Raw genomic sequence first — 15809 nt, 5'->3', positions numbered from 1 at the left:
AAAATGAACTATGCGTAGTCCAAAAGATTTAGAAAAATTAGCAGTTGAAAAATATCTAAATGCATCCAATCAATCCTTTGAAATTGAAGAATTTGAATCTCCTGATTTTATTTTAAAAGGAAAAGGGAATAAAATCGGATGTGAAGTAACTAAATTCTATCCTGATTACGCCTCAAAAGGATCAAGTTTAAAACAACGGGAGAGTTTTTTAAATGAATTACATCAAAAAATAAGAGTGAAATTAGTTGAGCTATTACCTTATGGTTATGACTTTACAATTAATTATAATTCTATAGTTTCCAAAAGAACTTCAATTGATTCAGAAGTGAATACAGTTAGTTTAAATTTAAGTGAACATATTGAGTCTGAACAAATAGACGAACCTTCTGTAAATATTAGACGAATATTTATTAAAAAAATTGGAGATTTTAATACTAAAATATCATCTTTTATAACTTCAGATTACACTCCTCCTAAAGTTGAATGGTTTATACCTATAATAAAAGTTAAGACAGAAAAAATAAAAATATGGAATGAAACATTTGATCAAAAATGGCTTGTAATTTCAACTGGATTATCAAGTTCAGGTGATGTACCGATAAGACACATTAAGGATACTGAGAAATTAAAATCAGCATATTGGGATAAAATCATAATTATCGATATCAATTTTGGCGATTACGTGGAAATCATTTCAAACTCCAATAAATAATACTAATTAAAGGATTTTAGTAAAAATATCCGAAATAAAAAAGATTCCTTCAGGACCGAAAATCATAACTTTTATGCATCCTCTAACAGGCTTTCTGGTTTTATAATCTTAGTTTGGTACATAAAATTAGTCACATGAAAGCCATAGGATTTAAAGAAAATTTAGACATAAAAAACAAAGAATCACTTCAAGATATTGAAGTATCAACACCTAAAGCAAATGGGCGAGATATTTTAGTGGAGGTCAAAGCCATATCCGTTAACCCTGTTGATTTTAAAATCAGAAAAAGCAGAAAACCAAAAGCGGGTGAGTATGAAATTATAGGTTGGGATGCCGCAGGAATTGTCAAAGAAGTAGGTAAAGACGTCTCTCTTTTCAAAGTAGGGGATGAGGTTTGGTATGCTGGAGAACTGAAACGCCAGGGGAGTAATGCCGAATTTCAATTGGTCGACGAACGAATCGTAGGTAAAAAACCGTCCAGTCTATCTTTTGCAGAGGCGGCCGCGATGCCATTAACATCATTGACCGCCTGGGAAATGCTTTTTGACCGCGTTCAGGTGGATAAAGACGATCCCGACAAAAGCATTTTAATTGTTGGTGCTGCTGGTGGTGTAGGTTCCATCATGGTGCAACTAGCTAAACAACTCACCCAACTGAAAGTCATGGGGACTGCTTCCAGAGACGAAACGAGAAATTGGCTGAAAGACTTGGGCGCTGATGTGGTAATCGATCACAGCCAAAAATTAAGTGATGAATTTAAAAAAGAAAGCCTTTCTGATGCCGATTATGTCATCGGCATAAATGCTACCGGACAACATTTTGATGAAATTGTTAAGATCATCAACCCACAAGGTAAATTTGGGTTTATAGATGATCCGGAAGTGGTTAATGCAACTTCTTTTAAACCTAAGTCAGTTTCCATTCATTATGAGTTGATGTTTACTAGATCGTTGTTCCAGACACCAGATATGTTAGAACAGCATCATATACTCAATAAAGTCTCAGAGTTAATCGATGATGGAACTCTCAAAACAACTAAGGGAGAACATTTTGGAAGTATAAATGCAGAGAATTTGAAAAGAGCGCACCAACTACTGGAGTCTGGTAAGTCTAAAGGCAAGATTGTTTTGGAAGGATTTTAAATACTAATTATGAATAAAATTATTTTATTAGTTTTTGTATTCATCTCGAGCTATAATTATGCTCAAGGTGGTATAAATGGTTGGGATGAAAATTACAGACTGACTGATGCTGAAAGTGTTATTAAAGCTGAAATGGACTATGCTCGAAAAGTAGAAAAAGATACTGCTGAAGCTCAGTATTATGTTTCTATGCAGAGATTTAGATTCGTGGTAAAATATACTGGGAACGAGAGGGAAATTGAAGATAAAGTTTTGAATTCGATGAGAAATGTTTTTAAAATGAAAATGGGTAGTACAGAAGTTTTAAATGATTTGGTGTCTCGTGAATTTGAATTTGATATTGGAAAATCTAAAGTTTGGATGCCTGTTCAGAATCAGTTGATTAATCATTTTGAAAACGAGCTAGAGCCTGGGCAAGATGTTTTACTTTATTGTCTTCTTATCAATGAACATAAATTTAAAGGCAGTACAATCAACACTTTTCTTGTATCTGAATTTTTATCAGAGTGGGAATAAAAGCTTTATAGCTTTATTCTGTTTTTTAACTTTAGTCTGTATTACCAAGTAAAGTGAATCAAATCATCTCTCATAATTTTAGGAATAGTGTTCTTAGATTAACGGTTTTATTCTGGATCACCTTCAAACTGATGTCCATCAATTTATGGTGGTCCTGGCAGCGAACTTTTCCAGAGTTGCCCTTGAAGGAATATTTAAGCAATATTCCTTCAAGGGCTTCAGACGGTCTGGCAATCTTGAGCCTCTCCTTATTAATAGTAGCACTCATCAATCCTAAACGGATCATTCTCATTCTGATATTTGGACTTGAGATTTTCCTGATGAGTTTGGACCAAATGCGCTGGCAGCCCACCATTTTTCAATTTATGGCGACTATAGCCATTGGTTTTTCACAGCCAAAACACTTCAAGTTTTACCTTTTATTCTTGTTATCGGTCACTTACATTTTTAGTAGATTGCATAAATTGAATTTAGGATTTGTCAACTTTTTGTGGGGCAAGTTTATCCTTATCGACTTCCTTGGAATTGCTCCTGAGATTGCTTTTCATCGTGGAGTAAAAGCAATAGGATTAGCTTTGCCTTTGATTGAAATTATAGCTGGTCTGTTTCTGTGGACCAGATATAGGAAAATCGGCTGGTTACTTTTGATAGTCATGCATCTGTTACTTTTGTTGACTTTAGGCCCGCTGGGAACCAATTTTAACTCGATCATCTGGCCCTGGAATGTACTTATGATTGTATTCGCTATTTTATATCTAAAAGACGAGTCATTGACTTTCCGTCTTAACTACTTTAAAAATTTAACAGGAGTAGTTCTTATACTTGTTTTAGTAATACTACCGATTTCAAGTTTTTTTGGTAAACATTCTCCACTTTTGTCTTTTAGTTTATACAGTGGTGATTCAGATTATTTATATGTACATTCAAGTTGCCTGGAAATTGAAAAGAATGCATTTAAATCAATGGATTTTAAAGATAAAACCTACAGAAATGTTTTCGATTGGTCTATGACAGAACTTAATGTTCCAATGGTGCCATACGGGCCAGTTTTTATGGATTTTAAATATTATTTTAATAAACAATGTTCAGCTCATTCCGAATTTTTGATCAGATCATATCCTTACAAATTAGAGCAAACTCTAGATTTCTGAAATGAATCCAGACTTCTTCTTACTATAGAATGCAAATAGTTTTAATTCAAGTCAGCATCATTTAATTTGATATGTTGCACATCTTGTATCAATACGCCATCATCAGAAATACCTTGGATGATGAGTTGATAGTCGACTTGAGGTTTTTTGATTTTGAATGAGATTTCTCCTTTGGAATCTGATTTTAATAAAGGTTTCCAATCTATGACGCCGTAACTTTGAAAGAAAGCACCGTATTCATTACTGAATTTAGGAATGTAATATTTTTTCTGTTGGCTAAAAGCTACCGGTAATTGAAACTTCTGAGGTTTAATAGTTCTAGAATCTTCATAGATCGAACCGGGTCTTGAATATACTCTTATACTACCATTAGCTTCCATAAAGCCGCCACCGAGCCCTCTTCTGTTTATTTTAACATAGTCAACCAGTTCCAATGGATATTGATAGAAAAATTCATTTTCCATAGGAACATCATCAAGATAAAACCGCATGCTACTATCAGTTCTACTTCCCCCCTCACTTCTTCCTTCTAGTCCACTAGGAGTTCCAAAAGAATTTCCCGGGCCGGCAGTAACTATTAGGCTTCCTGGAGGCTCATTTACATTAAGACCAGGCTGAGTGCTTAGATAAGTGCTTAAGGTTCTGTAAAGCATTATATCATCCAAGTCTACTACTTTTACATTACCATAAATTTCTTTATTGTTTAGCTTTCTCTCACGTTGTTTCACCTTGTCGATTCTCTTTTCTATCACCACCTCATCTAGTGTCTCTCTATTTTCATCAAAAAAAATAACTGGTTGCTCCAGCTTAATATTGGGAGCGTTTTTCTTTAGATCTAGATGGACGTAAGGCGGATTTGTGTATAGATCTGGAAAAGCACTTGGTGAAAATCTGACAAACAAATTGGCAGGTAACAATCTATTGCCATCAACTCTGGATATTTCAAGTTCACTCTCAGTTGTGTGAAAGAAATCATTGACAATAAACGATTTTGTATTACCAGGCAAGCTGATCCTCTGAGGTGCTCTTGTGCTGGTAGCATGAATCAAAAACTCCTGATTTTTTTTATCAGGTTTGTTTAAAACACCTTCAATCTTTAACAAATCTTCATACTGGTAAGCTATTTTCAAATCTTTATTAAAGACAAAATTCCAGTCGTATGTACTCCATCCTTGAGTGATAAGGAGATTGTCAAGCTCTCTTACTTTACGCTTATCAATTTCATTGAAGTACCAATCCGCTTGTTGGACAGCACCTTTAATATATGGTTGTAATAAAAGATAGGAAGTAATAGAGTGATTGTTTTGATCGGACAATGAAAATTTCGGTAAGACCGAAACACTCACTTTCATACTATCCAAAGCTTGCTTTGTTTTCAATTGAATCTTTATAGAATCTGAAGAAGCTTTGATATTAGGCCTTTTGAATGTTGTTTTGGGAAGGTTGTTGTAATTAAAGAATATACGTTCTGCAATTATATTATTCTTAGAATTAAATAAGGTGACCGTATTGATGCCTGGAGGGAGATCCTTAAGATTAAACAAAAAAGGAATAGAAAATTTATCCTTAAAATCTATATCATACATCTTACTTTCCGTCAAATTATGAAGCAACAGGGAATAGTTTTCATTTTTCAATGATCTAGAACTTTCTGGATTGGTTTTCACCAACAGCCTGAGTTCTTCCTGAGTTGTGATTGCCGATAGAATAATTCCATTCCTTTCTACAGGTACATTTAGCTCATATATTATAGACTGAACCCCGGGGTAGGAAATTTCTGCTTTGTAAGCGGTTCCTGTCTCGGGGATAAAAGAAAATTTCCCTATACCAAACCGGTTAAGCTTGCATTGAGCTAGTTGTTGATTCTTATCATTTGTTATCCGAATTTCTGCATTAGCTATACCTTTGCCATCGTGCTTTTTAGCGATGACACCAACTGTATTTATAACCCCATTCAATAAGTGACCGCTTTCTGGCAGAAACTGAAGATCTATATTTTCAGTAGTTGCACTGGCAGTATTCTCATCACTACTTTCTGCTTCAATAATTTTAATGTTTTCCACAAAGTAATTTTGTTCTTTGAAGTTTCTCATCCAATTGGTGAACGCACTGATGTTATAATTTCCTGCGGTAAATAATGAATCTACTCGGATGGTGTTCGAAGAAGTACCATCTTCAACCAGGACGAGTTTTTCTTTAATCACTTTATTGTTTTCGTCTTTGATTAAAATATAAAGGTTAGTTGCTTCGGATGGTTTTAAAATTTGCTTATTTAAAACATAGGCAGTAAATGCTATTTGTTCACCTTCCAAATAAGTGGATTTATTCAGATGCAGGTAGGCCATCTCACGGGGGATTTCGTCATGCTCTTTAATTTTTTCCATTAAAGTAGACTGGTCCACCTGTGCGTTCGAACCGATAAAAAATAAGATTGAAACAATAAAAAATAAAAGCTTTTTCATAATGGATAGAGTAGGATTAGTATAACTAAAATAACAAATAGTTTTAAAATTATCTTATAGTTTATGTTAACTTTAATAAGCTAAATGTTTATAGTATGAACTAAAAACATTGAATTAAATCTTGACTCGAGTAATGCTTTAAGGCACAAAGATTCAATACTTCTAAATCTTGAAATGATAGTGAGTTACTAACTTTAGTTTAATTTTAATATGTAATCAAAGCCGATCGCTTAAGTTTGGATGAATTCAAATCATTACCTAAATAAAAATTCAACAGTATGTCAACTACAACAACCATCAATTTAAAAAATAGGCCCGTAGGAACTCCAAAATTATCAGACTTTGAGTTCATAACTACAGAACTTCAAGATCTTAAAGAGGGAGAAGTTTTACTCAAAACGACCTACGTTTCTGTGGACCCGTATCTGAGAGGCAGAATGATGGATGCTGAATCGTATATCGAGCCCTTTGAGCTTAATAAACCTATCGTTTCAGGTTGTGTTGCAGAAGTGATAGAGTCTAAGTCATCTGACTTTAGCGCCGGTGATTTTGTGACAGGAATGATGGAGTGGAAGGAGAAACAAGTTTCCAATGCTGAAAATTTGAAAAAAGTGAATCCTAATCAAGCACCACTTTCAACATATCTCGGAATTTTAGGTATGACCGGTCTTACGGCTTATTTTGGACTCACCGATATAGGAAAACCTAAAAAAGGCGAAACCCTTTTGGTCTCTGGAGCAGCAGGAGCCGTCGGTAGTGTTGTTGGGCAAATAGGAAAACTACTTGGAATGCGGGTGGTGGGTATCGCAGGTTCTGATGAAAAAATAGAAATGATCACATCTGATTATGGATATGATGAAGGCATCAATTATAAAACTACAGAAAACATGACTCAGGCCATCGCCGAAGCTTGTCACAATGGTGTTGATGTTTATTATGATAATGTTGGAGGCGAGATTTCTGAAGCAGTGCTTTACAACATCAATAAATTCTCTAGAACTGTAGTTTGTGGCGCAATCTCGGTTTATAACAAAACCGAATTACCAAAAAGCACCAGCGTTCAACCCTTTTTGATCAAGAAAAGTTCCATGATGCAAGGCTTTGTCATTTTCGATTATAAAGACAGACATCCGGAAGGCATAAAACAATTGGCAGAATGGCTTCAGCAAGGGAAACTTCAGTATGAAGAAACTATAGTAGAAGGATTTGATAACATCCCGCAGGCTTTTTTAGATCTTTTTGAAGGTAAAAATAAAGGTAAAATGTTGGTCAAGATTTAAGAGATTGATGAAAAGTCTCCAAACTCTCGAGGGTAGAATTCTTAATTCTTTAAAAGCCCGATACTTTTATAGATAACCCGCATTAAATCTCATGTGAGCTAAAGTAAATTTCAAATAAGAATATCAATTTTTGAATTTGAAATAAACCTGAGTTTTTTCATTAAAACATTCTCGTTTCAATGCGGCGGCAATAAGGTGTGTTTTCCTTGGCATATTCAAATCCCAAATCCCACCATTTTTTCATTTGTTCAGGATTAAAAATCAATGAGTTTTTGGTCAGCATTTCCGGCGGATGGTAAAAATTCAGGTTGATGTGTTCATGCTGACTTCTTAATTTACCATAAGTGAGATCGTTCCTGATGATTTGATCCAATAGAAAATCAAATACCCTTGTCGTCAAATCAAGTGCATTTGCTACTGGCTTTTTTTGATATTGTTTTTCGGTTTTAAGAACAATCACATCTACATCAGATGCTCCCCGATTGATAGCCTCAGATATCGGCACAATATTTCCTAGTCCGCCATCCCCGTAGTCATAAGAATTTTTGGTGACCAAACTCATAAAAGGAATCACATTGGCAGAAGCCCAAATCCAGTCGCAAAACTCTTGCCGAGTAAAATCTTTTAAAGATTTATACTCAACACTGCCCAGGGTGATGTTGGAAACCGTGACAACAACTTCAACCGATTGAAGTTTCATTTTTTCAAAAAATTCTGGAGTTATAGCATTCAGAATGAGTTCTCGCAAGGCTTTGCTTTCGCCGAAGGTTTTCGATCCTTTTAGAAATCCCAGAAGAATATTGAAATGATTGATTTTAATCTCAAACTCCTCATCCTTCTTTTTGATAATAAAAGGGTTGCGACTGAAAATGGATTTTTGATTAACGGAAGTATAAATTTCTTTCAACTTTGAAATTTCACCAATAGATAACAAGGGCACGAGTAAACTTCCCGTAGAAGTTCCTAAAAATAAATCGTAGTGGTTATCACATTCAGCAATGAGATATTCTGCAATGCCTCCTGCAAAAGCACCTTTGCTTCCTCCTCCGGAAATGACTAAAGCCCTCATGCTTGATTTTGAAATTAAATTACAATAAATTAATGAACAAAAAAGCCCGTTTCATTTTAGAAACAGGCTTTTTAAAATCAAAATCAAAATCGATTTACATTTGATCACTAAAGAAAATCGAGTTTAAAAACAACTTGAAAGTTCCTAGCCAAAATGCTCTAAAGTTGGTGTTATCTGTAAAAATAATAACATGACCTCTACCGTATCTATTGTGTTTGAAAGGAACAGTTCCTTTGATTAATTCTAGATTTTCCTTGTTGATATAACCGCTTAAAAGTGGTGATTCTGTATACTGAATTGGATTGTTGAAACTCAGGTCATCAGCTTCCAGCATGAGGTTAGAATTTCTAAAAATGGCCAGTTTATCGTCATTGTATCCGTAAAGTAAAGGATGAGATAAATCCACTTTAGTATTAAAAATGGTTCCACCAATGCGTTTGGCTCCGTAAAATTCGCTTCGCTCATCAAAACTGATATTTTTTGCAACAACCGAATCATTTTTAGTTTTGAAATCTATCATTTTCTCTGCTTTCAACCAATTTGCTGTGCTTTTGTAAGCAATGATAGTTCCACCATCCCTTACCCAGTCTTTTAGTTTAGCTTTACCAGAATCGCTTAAGCTACTAGAATTTGAACTTGGGATGATGAAGTGAGTATACTTATCGAGACTTGTTCTATCGAAGTCTTTAGTGTCAAGTTTAGTGACAGGAATCTCGAACCTGTAATCCAGCATATGCCACATTTCACCGGCATCGTATGATCTTACACCATCACCTACCAACATGGCGATTTTAGGCATTTCTAGATGACTCATGTTTGGACTTCCAAGATTGATTCCTTTTGTTAATCCGGTCTCAAGCGCTGAAATTTTAATGTGATTTTTCTTCTGAAGAGAATTTAGCAATGCATAGATTTCATTACCAGTTTTATTTTGATTCTGAACTGGAATCATGATTGTACCATAATCAAACTTTTCAGTAGCAGATTGAAAAGGCTTTTGAGCCACTTTCACTCTAATGCCTGCCTCCATGATTTTATGAAGAACTTTTGCTGAATTGAAATCGCTCCACCTCATAGCATATGCATAATCTGATTTGTTAATATCAGATGGAGTTTTCAGTTCTGGTGAGTCTACTTTTTCTCCTCTGTTTACAGACTTTACTTCTGTAAAATCAACATCAAAAGCATGTTTGAAGCTCCATGCTGAAACATCGTAGAAAATACTGTCCTGGAAGGTTGTTCGTTCTTCAAACATTGCTTCAACCAATCTGTTTTGCAATTGATTTTTTGGAATGATGTAAGAAGAATTAGCTTCAAATTCTTTTCCATTTATAGTTTCATCTTTAGTTAACTTGTAAAGCTCAACCTGATGTTGTTTTAAAATTTTAGCCAATTCATTAGTTAATACTGGGTCACCTTTTCTGCCAAAAATATAAGCGCCTTTCCCAGCACTTTTTTCTGCATTTCTATAAAATTGATGTTGTAAGCCTAAAATTTCATCTTTCAATTCTAAAGAGCCTTTAAGTGTTGAAAGAGCAGCAGTGAACTGATTTCTTATGGTGAAATTAAAGCTCAATAATCCATTATCTGTCATTTGTCCAGAACCCCTGGAGCTTCCTTGTTCAAAAAGAATACCTATAGAGCCATTGATATCTGGGAAGGTGGAGCCTTTTCCGTAATAGAAATCGTCAAAACTCTCTTTAGAATAATAAAGCGACCCAATACTATCCAAAGCGCTGGCGTGATAGTTACCTATCTTTTCAGTTAAATCTTGATTAAGCTGTGGAGTCAATGGATTAGTCCTTTCAGGAATTCCAGGCTGAAAGAAAAAAGAGGAATTAGATCCCATTTCGTGATGGTCTGTTAGGACATTGGGTCTCCAATCGTAAAAGGTTTTTATTCTGGCCTGGCTTTCCAAAAGTTGTACGGGAAGCCAGTCTCTATTCATGTCGAACCAGTAATGATTGGTTCTTCCCCCTGGAAAAATCTCAGAAAATTCACGATCCTGAGGATCAGGATTCAAATGTGTACTTCTATTGGTATTGGTCCAGTAAGCAAAACGTTGCAAGCCATCTGGATTAAAACTTGGATCAAGGAGAATTACTGTATTTTGAAGCATTTGATCAATGGCCGGTCCTTCAGCTGCAGCTAAATAATAGGCTAAAACCAATGCAGCATTTGAACCACTAGGTTCATTTCCATGAATGGAAAATCCCTGGTTTACCACAATAGGCATAGAGCCTAAGTCAGATTTAGAAACTTCTCCGGAAACGATTTGAAGATGCTTTTCTTTAATTTCAGAAAGGTTTTTATGATTTTCTGGAGAGGTGACCGTAAGCAAGAGTAAAGGTCTATGTTCGTAAGTGTAGCCTCTGTTTTCTATGCTGATTCTATCTGAAGATTCTGCAATAGTAGTCATATAATGAACTAGTTTGTCATGGCTTACATGCCATTCTCCAGGAACATATCCAAGAATTTCGCTTGGTTTAGGAATATCCTGATTGTAAGTGACATCTGTAGGCAAATAATAATCTAATGTTACATTTTGAGCCTGGGAACTCATGCAAACAATAAGAGTAAGTGCAAAAAGAATAGATTTCATAGAGTAATATTTTCAGTAGTTAATAGTAAACTTATAAGTTGGACACAAAATAAGAAAGAAAGTTGAATCTACCTCTTAAAACGAAACTTAGAATCTTAATCTAAAAACAAAATTAGGAGTAAAGTCTAATCCATTTTGTTTGAAGCTTTGGATGTTTTGAGCTTCATCCAGCCTATAAAATTGATTATAAACATTGGAATTGCCTAAGACATTCCACATAGAAAATCCAGCTAAAGCCTGGACTTTGTTAAAAACAGGGAAGGTATAGGTAGAGGAGAAGTCTAGCCTGAAATAGTCTGAAAGTCTTCCAGAGTTGGGAGCTTCAAACAGAATTTCCTCTGGATTTAGTGGTTGATCATCCGAAGGAAAAGTAACTGTAACTCCAGAATGCCAGTTGAAACCAGCTGATAATTTTAATCCACTTTGCTCATAAGTTAAGCCGGTTGAGATGATATGCCTTATGTCCAGATTACTGTGAAATCTTGAAGGTTGAAGCGATTCAAAATTATAATTGTTTTCAGATAAACTGTAACTTACCCAGGTGGATATACGGTTCAAATTTTTATTGATTAATAAGTCAATTCCTTTTACTTCGTAGCTTCCGTGATCCTGTGCGAATCTAAACTGATTCTGAAATCCCTGGCCTTGTGTCGTGATCCCTTCTACCTTTTTATAAAATACATCTACATTAAAAAACCAGCTTGGTTTGATATAATTGAATCCAGTTGAAATCTGTTGACTTTGAATTATTGGGCGATTCTCCAGATTGGATAATACCCATCTTCGATTTTCTACTCCGAGGAAGTCTGTTTGTAAATCAATAACCTGGGAAGTAACCTGGCTTTTTTCTTCGGCAAGAAGTTCAAGAAATAAATCATCAAAGAGTTTATAACTCAGATTAAATCTTGGTTCTAAAACTACTTTTTTAAATTTTGAAAAGTGATTCAAGCGTCCTCCAAGTTGCAGATTAAGTCTGGAATCCTCAGATTGGTAATTGATCTGTGAGTAAATACTATTCGTAAGAATTGAATTTTGAGTTCTCCTAAAGAAGCTTGGATTATCAATTTCTTCAGAATTTAAAATTCCAGTTTCATTCAATTGGTAGCCTGCTTCAAAAGCAATGTTTTTATAAAGGTTTGTCTTTAGATTTACTCTTAATCCTATTTCTTGAACTTCGTTAATTTGCTCAAGTCTTTGCTGATCCAAAAAGTCAGCATTTACCGAGTTTTGGTTGTATTTGGACCCATAAAGCTGTATTTCAGTTTTTGTTGTTTTTGTCCAGTTCCTTTTGTAATAAATTCCTCCAGCAACATTCGTTTGGTTTAGATCACTAGATCTTATGTTTACACTATTTCTTTCAATATCAAATCTATTTAATGAAAATTCATCATGGCTAAAAAACAAATTAGCTTTTAAATAATCCTTACTAGAAAGTTTGTTTTTATAACTCAGACTAGAATCATAAAATGAAAATTCATTGTTTTGTCGAGAGACCCGTGAGTCCTGATTTGTAACTTCTGTATTTTGAAACGTTTTATCAAAATAACGGTCATAAGTAGGGCTTTCCCAAAGGGAATTGATGGACTTCCTAAATGAAAATTCAACAGAAGAGTTTGGACTTAGGGGCGACTCAATGATAGCATCGGTATTGATAAGATTCAAGCCAACCTCTGCTTTAAAATCATTGACAATAGAATCGTTGGTTTGCATATCTATAAGACTCGATACTCCGTCCCCAAATTTTGATGAAGTGCCATTTTTAATAAGCTTTACCTTTTTAGTCATATAAGGATTGAAGGCTGAAATCATACCAAAAAAATGAGAAGTATGATACATTTTAATGCCATCCCATAGAATCAAATTTTGGTCATGAGTTCCACCTCTCACATTTAAATAAGAGACGCTTTCATTTCGGCTTGTTATTCCAGGTAAAGATTTTAGACTCAGCAAAACATCAGGCTCCACCAAACCCGGTAAAAGTCCAAAATCTTCATAATTGATCTCTAAAATTCCAGATGTGAACTTACTAATTCCATTGGTTAAAAAATTTTTAAGGAGAACTTCATCTAAAACTTCATAAAATGGGGAAAGTTCAAAAACAGGACAATCCTCCTTTTTTCTGGTATCTATTTGTACTTGTTCGGAAATATAGCCCTCTGCGCTTATGAAAGCATTGACCACAGAGGCATTTATGGGGATTTTGAATTGGCCATTGCTATCAGAATGGAATATATATTTGTTTACTTGAAGATAAGAATCAGCTATTCCTTTTTTTGTAAGCCTATCATTTGCAGCAATACAAAATAGTTTAAACCCAGATTTGGGAATGATTAAAATATTCGATTCCGAATGGTATGAATAATCGAAAGGAGTAACCTCTCTCAAAAACCGAAGATTTTCTTCTAAGGTTGAAAACTTCTTTTGACCAGGCACAATAATATTTTCTATTTCATCGTCTGCATATGAAAAAAGGACATTGTGTTCCTTTTCTAATGTATTGATGAAATATGATAATTCATTTACTTTTTCAATCTTTTGAGCATTTGAAATGAAAGACAAACCAAATGCAAAAAGAAAGAATAAAAATCGGTTTACAAATTTCACTTAGCTTTTAAAACGACCTTCTGCTTATTTATTTCATAGGTCAAGTCTAATGGCAAAGTAATAGATTTTAATGCATTTTCTAAGTCATTATGAACAAAACTTCCTGTGTACTGTCTTGAGGTATCCACGTTTGAAGTTTCAAAATCGACGTCATAATAATTCTTAAACTCTTTGAGAACCAGATCCAAAGCCGCACTTTTTAAAATTGTAGAGTTCCTTTTCCAATCTGGAGATGTGAAAACGGTTTTACTTTTTGAGATTTTTTTGTTTCTCAAAGTAAAATGATCTCTTTCTTCAAGGACGTAAATTCTATCTTCAACGGTTATTTGTACAGAGCCTTCGTAGCAGACAACTTCAAAGCCATACTTTCTTGCTTTTACATTAAATTGAGTGCCTAAAACCTGAATTTTCCCATAGGATGTTTCTACAGTGAATTTTTTTCCTTTTTCAACATCAAAAAAAGCTTCACCTTCCAAAGTCAAATTTCTTTTTGTATCCCAAGCAGAATTATCAAAAGAAATTAGTGAATTAGCACTTAGATTAACGGTCGAATTATCTGGTAGATTAATAGTTTGAGTCTTGGCAATTTCTGTCTTGAAGATTTTAACGTCAGAATTGATGTTGAATATTTTGAAAATAGAAAAAGCCACAATTAAAATCGCTGCAACTGCTGCTAAGTATTGATATCTGATTTTATATGACGACGATTTTTTGTCTTTAATTTTTGACTCGATGTTTTTGAGAGAATCATCAGTATTAAAATCAGGGGATTTAAAATATTTCGCTTTTTCTGATATCATCATGTAAGAATCATAGTCGTCTAACTTTTTAAACGCCTTTAATTCTTCCTCCGATAACTCATTTTTGAGCCACTTATTAATTAAGTCTCCTTTTCTTGTATTCATATTAATTTGACAACTAAACCATTAATTCTCCTACCTATCGTCTGTTAAATTCCCTCAATTTCTTTACGTAATTGCTCAAGGGCTGTATATATTCTCTTTTCTACAGCTTTTTTTGATATACCAAGAATTTCTGCTATTTCCCTGTGCTTTTTGCCTTCAACTCTATTCAAAAGAAAGGCAGCTCTTTTTTCTTCAGTGAGATTGGATATAGCTTTTTGGTATTTGTCTAAATATTCTTTTTCTTCCAGAACAAATTGCGGATCCTGATTGTTAGAGTTGTTTTGTTTATAATTCAATTCATAATTCAAAACAACTTTTTTGTGTTTGATTACATTTAATGTGGTATTATTGGCTACAGAAAACAAATAACTCTTAGCTTTCTCTGGAACGATTTTTTTGCAATTTTCCCACAATTTTAAAAAAGCTTCCTGGACCTTATCTTTTGGATTATGCTCCTCGCCAAATTTGTAATAAATAAAATCGTGTAAATCTTTGGCGTATCTTTGATGAAGTTTTGAAAATACTGATTTTTCACAGCAATTTTCGACAAGTGAGTGAGACTCTTTCATATGATCCAAAAATATAAAAAAACTCTTTGAGTAGGGTTTTTAGTATTTAAGTTGTCTAATAAACGAATTAATGAACGATGATCAGATTCTATAAGTATATATTATTATTTTTAATAATTATTTTTTCAGGATGTTACAATGACGATAATCAAATCGTTGAAGTCTTTGATACATCCCAAAACTCTTCTGAATTGACTTCTATTTTAAAGTCAATTACTTCACATGACGCCTCCTTTGATGATCATGTGGATAATACCTCATGTTTTAGTCTGGTATTCCCTTATCAATTAAAAGTCAATTCAAACATTAAAACATTTACGTCTGCCGAAGAACTTTCTTACTTAAATGTTTCTGATGAAATTGAAATTCTATATCCTGTTTCGATTGCGCTAAAAAACTATCAAATTTTTGAAGTGAATTCGTTTTCAGAATTAAACTCTCATAAATTGTCATGTGAAAGCAGTCTTGATATTGAGCCAAATTCTTGTGTTGATTTGGTTTATTCACTTACTGTAAAACAATTTAATGAACTCCACGGCGTTTTTAAAACTATTAACCTTACAAATAATAAGGACGCCTACATTTATTTTGAGGAGCTTCATGATAATGATGTTTATGAAATTCAATATCCTCTATCGCTCCAGGATAATAATTCTGAAAACATAACTGTAAACTCCAATTCAGAATTTATCGAGACTTTCCAATCTGTTGTTAGAACTTGTAACTAGATACTATTCTTATTAAGACGCTCCCCTTGTTTTGTTAAATTGATACTAAATGAAATTTTTCAGGTAGTA

General features: G+C 34.0%; 12 protein-coding genes. 6 read left to right on the top strand and 6 right to left on the bottom strand.

All coding sequences use genetic code 11. The features are described from left to right. Positions 1 to 10 precede the first annotated feature (10 nt). The 4 genes from LB452_RS01640 (at position 11) to LB452_RS01625 (ending at position 3521) form a co-directional block, all read left to right on the top strand. Entirely contained in the window at positions 11 to 712 is a 702-nt protein-coding gene (locus tag LB452_RS01640; RefSeq protein WP_224459977.1) for a hypothetical protein, read from the top strand. A 134-nt stretch (positions 713 to 846) separates the two neighbouring features. Beyond that, positions 847 to 1854, top strand: a complete 1008-nt coding sequence (locus LB452_RS01635) for a zinc-binding alcohol dehydrogenase family protein (RefSeq protein ID WP_224459976.1) — start codon at positions 847 to 849, stop codon at positions 1852 to 1854. 9 nt (positions 1855 to 1863) lie between these two features. Beyond that, on the top strand, positions 1864 to 2370 hold the full coding sequence (locus tag LB452_RS01630; RefSeq protein WP_224459975.1) for a hypothetical protein: 507 nt from the start codon (positions 1864 to 1866) through the stop codon (positions 2368 to 2370). Between the two features lie 53 nt (positions 2371 to 2423). Then, positions 2424 to 3521, top strand: a complete 1098-nt coding sequence (locus LB452_RS01625; RefSeq protein ID WP_224459974.1) for a hypothetical protein — start codon at positions 2424 to 2426, stop codon at positions 3519 to 3521. 41 nt (positions 3522 to 3562) lie between these two features. On the opposite strand, the gene LB452_RS01620 is transcribed toward LB452_RS01625, so the two are convergent. Then, entirely contained in the window at positions 3563 to 5983 is a 2421-nt protein-coding gene (locus tag LB452_RS01620; protein WP_224459973.1) for a hypothetical protein, read from the bottom strand. A 278-nt stretch (positions 5984 to 6261) separates the two neighbouring features. Between LB452_RS01620 and LB452_RS01615 the strand changes: the two genes are divergently transcribed. Then, positions 6262 to 7263, top strand: a complete 1002-nt coding sequence (locus LB452_RS01615) for an NADP-dependent oxidoreductase (protein ID WP_224459972.1) — start codon at positions 6262 to 6264, stop codon at positions 7261 to 7263. A 160-nt stretch (positions 7264 to 7423) separates the two neighbouring features. Here LB452_RS01615 and LB452_RS01610 read toward each other — a convergent pair whose 3' ends face one another. From LB452_RS01610 to LB452_RS01590, 5 genes are all read right to left on the bottom strand, one after another. After that, complete coding sequence (locus LB452_RS01610; RefSeq protein ID WP_224459971.1) at positions 7424 to 8332, bottom strand: patatin-like phospholipase family protein; 909 nt, start codon at positions 8330 to 8332, stop codon at positions 7424 to 7426. A 94-nt stretch (positions 8333 to 8426) separates the two neighbouring features. Beyond that, positions 8427 to 10934, bottom strand: coding sequence for a M14 family metallopeptidase (locus tag LB452_RS01605; RefSeq protein WP_224459970.1), 2508 nt, complete (start codon positions 10932 to 10934; stop codon positions 8427 to 8429). An 87-nt stretch (positions 10935 to 11021) separates the two neighbouring features. Continuing rightward, complete coding sequence (locus tag LB452_RS01600; protein WP_224459969.1) at positions 11022 to 13538, bottom strand: TonB-dependent receptor plug domain-containing protein; 2517 nt, start codon at positions 13536 to 13538, stop codon at positions 11022 to 11024. Next, positions 13535 to 14443: a FecR family protein gene (locus tag LB452_RS01595; protein ID WP_224459968.1), complete on the bottom strand. Its 909-nt coding sequence runs from the start codon at positions 14441 to 14443 to the stop codon at positions 13535 to 13537. Before LB452_RS01595 ends, LB452_RS01600 begins: the two co-directional genes overlap by 4 nt. A gap of 44 nt (positions 14444 to 14487) precedes the next feature. Then, positions 14488 to 15012 (bottom strand): RNA polymerase sigma factor, encoded by a 525-nt coding sequence (locus LB452_RS01590; protein WP_224459967.1) that lies wholly within the window; start codon positions 15010 to 15012, stop codon positions 14488 to 14490. Positions 15013 to 15089: 77 nt separating this feature from the next. Between LB452_RS01590 and LB452_RS01585 the strand changes: the two genes are divergently transcribed. Then, the gene (locus tag LB452_RS01585; RefSeq protein WP_224459966.1) at positions 15090 to 15740 is read left to right on the top strand and encodes a hypothetical protein; all 651 of its coding nucleotides are present in this window, start codon (positions 15090 to 15092) and stop codon (positions 15738 to 15740) included. The last annotated feature ends 69 nt before the right edge of the window (positions 15741 to 15809 follow it).

This window comes from Psychroflexus longus, from assembly GCF_020164595.1.
GTDB lineage: Bacteria > Bacteroidota > Bacteroidia > Flavobacteriales > Flavobacteriaceae > Psychroflexus > Psychroflexus longus.
This window is presented reverse-complemented; position numbering and strand designations above follow the sequence as displayed.

Coding starts and splice junctions, on each gene's coding strand:
- LB452_RS01640 (WP_224459977.1), top strand. CDS start 11: ATGCGTAGTCCAAAAGATTTAGAAAAATTAGCAGTTGAAAAATATCTA.
- LB452_RS01635 (WP_224459976.1), top strand. CDS start 847: ATGAAAGCCATAGGATTTAAAGAAAATTTAGACATAAAAAACAAAGAA.
- LB452_RS01630 (WP_224459975.1), top strand. CDS start 1,864: ATGAATAAAATTATTTTATTAGTTTTTGTATTCATCTCGAGCTATAAT.
- LB452_RS01620 (WP_224459973.1), bottom strand. CDS start 5,983: ATGAAAAAGCTTTTATTTTTTATTGTTTCAATCTTATTTTTTATCGGT.
- LB452_RS01615 (WP_224459972.1), top strand. CDS start 6,262: ATGTCAACTACAACAACCATCAATTTAAAAAATAGGCCCGTAGGAACT.
- LB452_RS01610 (WP_224459971.1), bottom strand. CDS start 8,332: ATGAGGGCTTTAGTCATTTCCGGAGGAGGAAGCAAAGGTGCTTTTGCA.
- LB452_RS01605 (WP_224459970.1), bottom strand. CDS start 10,934: ATGAAATCTATTCTTTTTGCACTTACTCTTATTGTTTGCATGAGTTCC.
- LB452_RS01595 (WP_224459968.1), bottom strand. CDS start 14,443: ATGAATACAAGAAAAGGAGACTTAATTAATAAGTGGCTCAAAAATGAG.
- LB452_RS01590 (WP_224459967.1), bottom strand. CDS start 15,012: ATGAAAGAGTCTCACTCACTTGTCGAAAATTGCTGTGAAAAATCAGTA.
- LB452_RS01585 (WP_224459966.1), top strand. CDS start 15,090: ATGATCAGATTCTATAAGTATATATTATTATTTTTAATAATTATTTTT.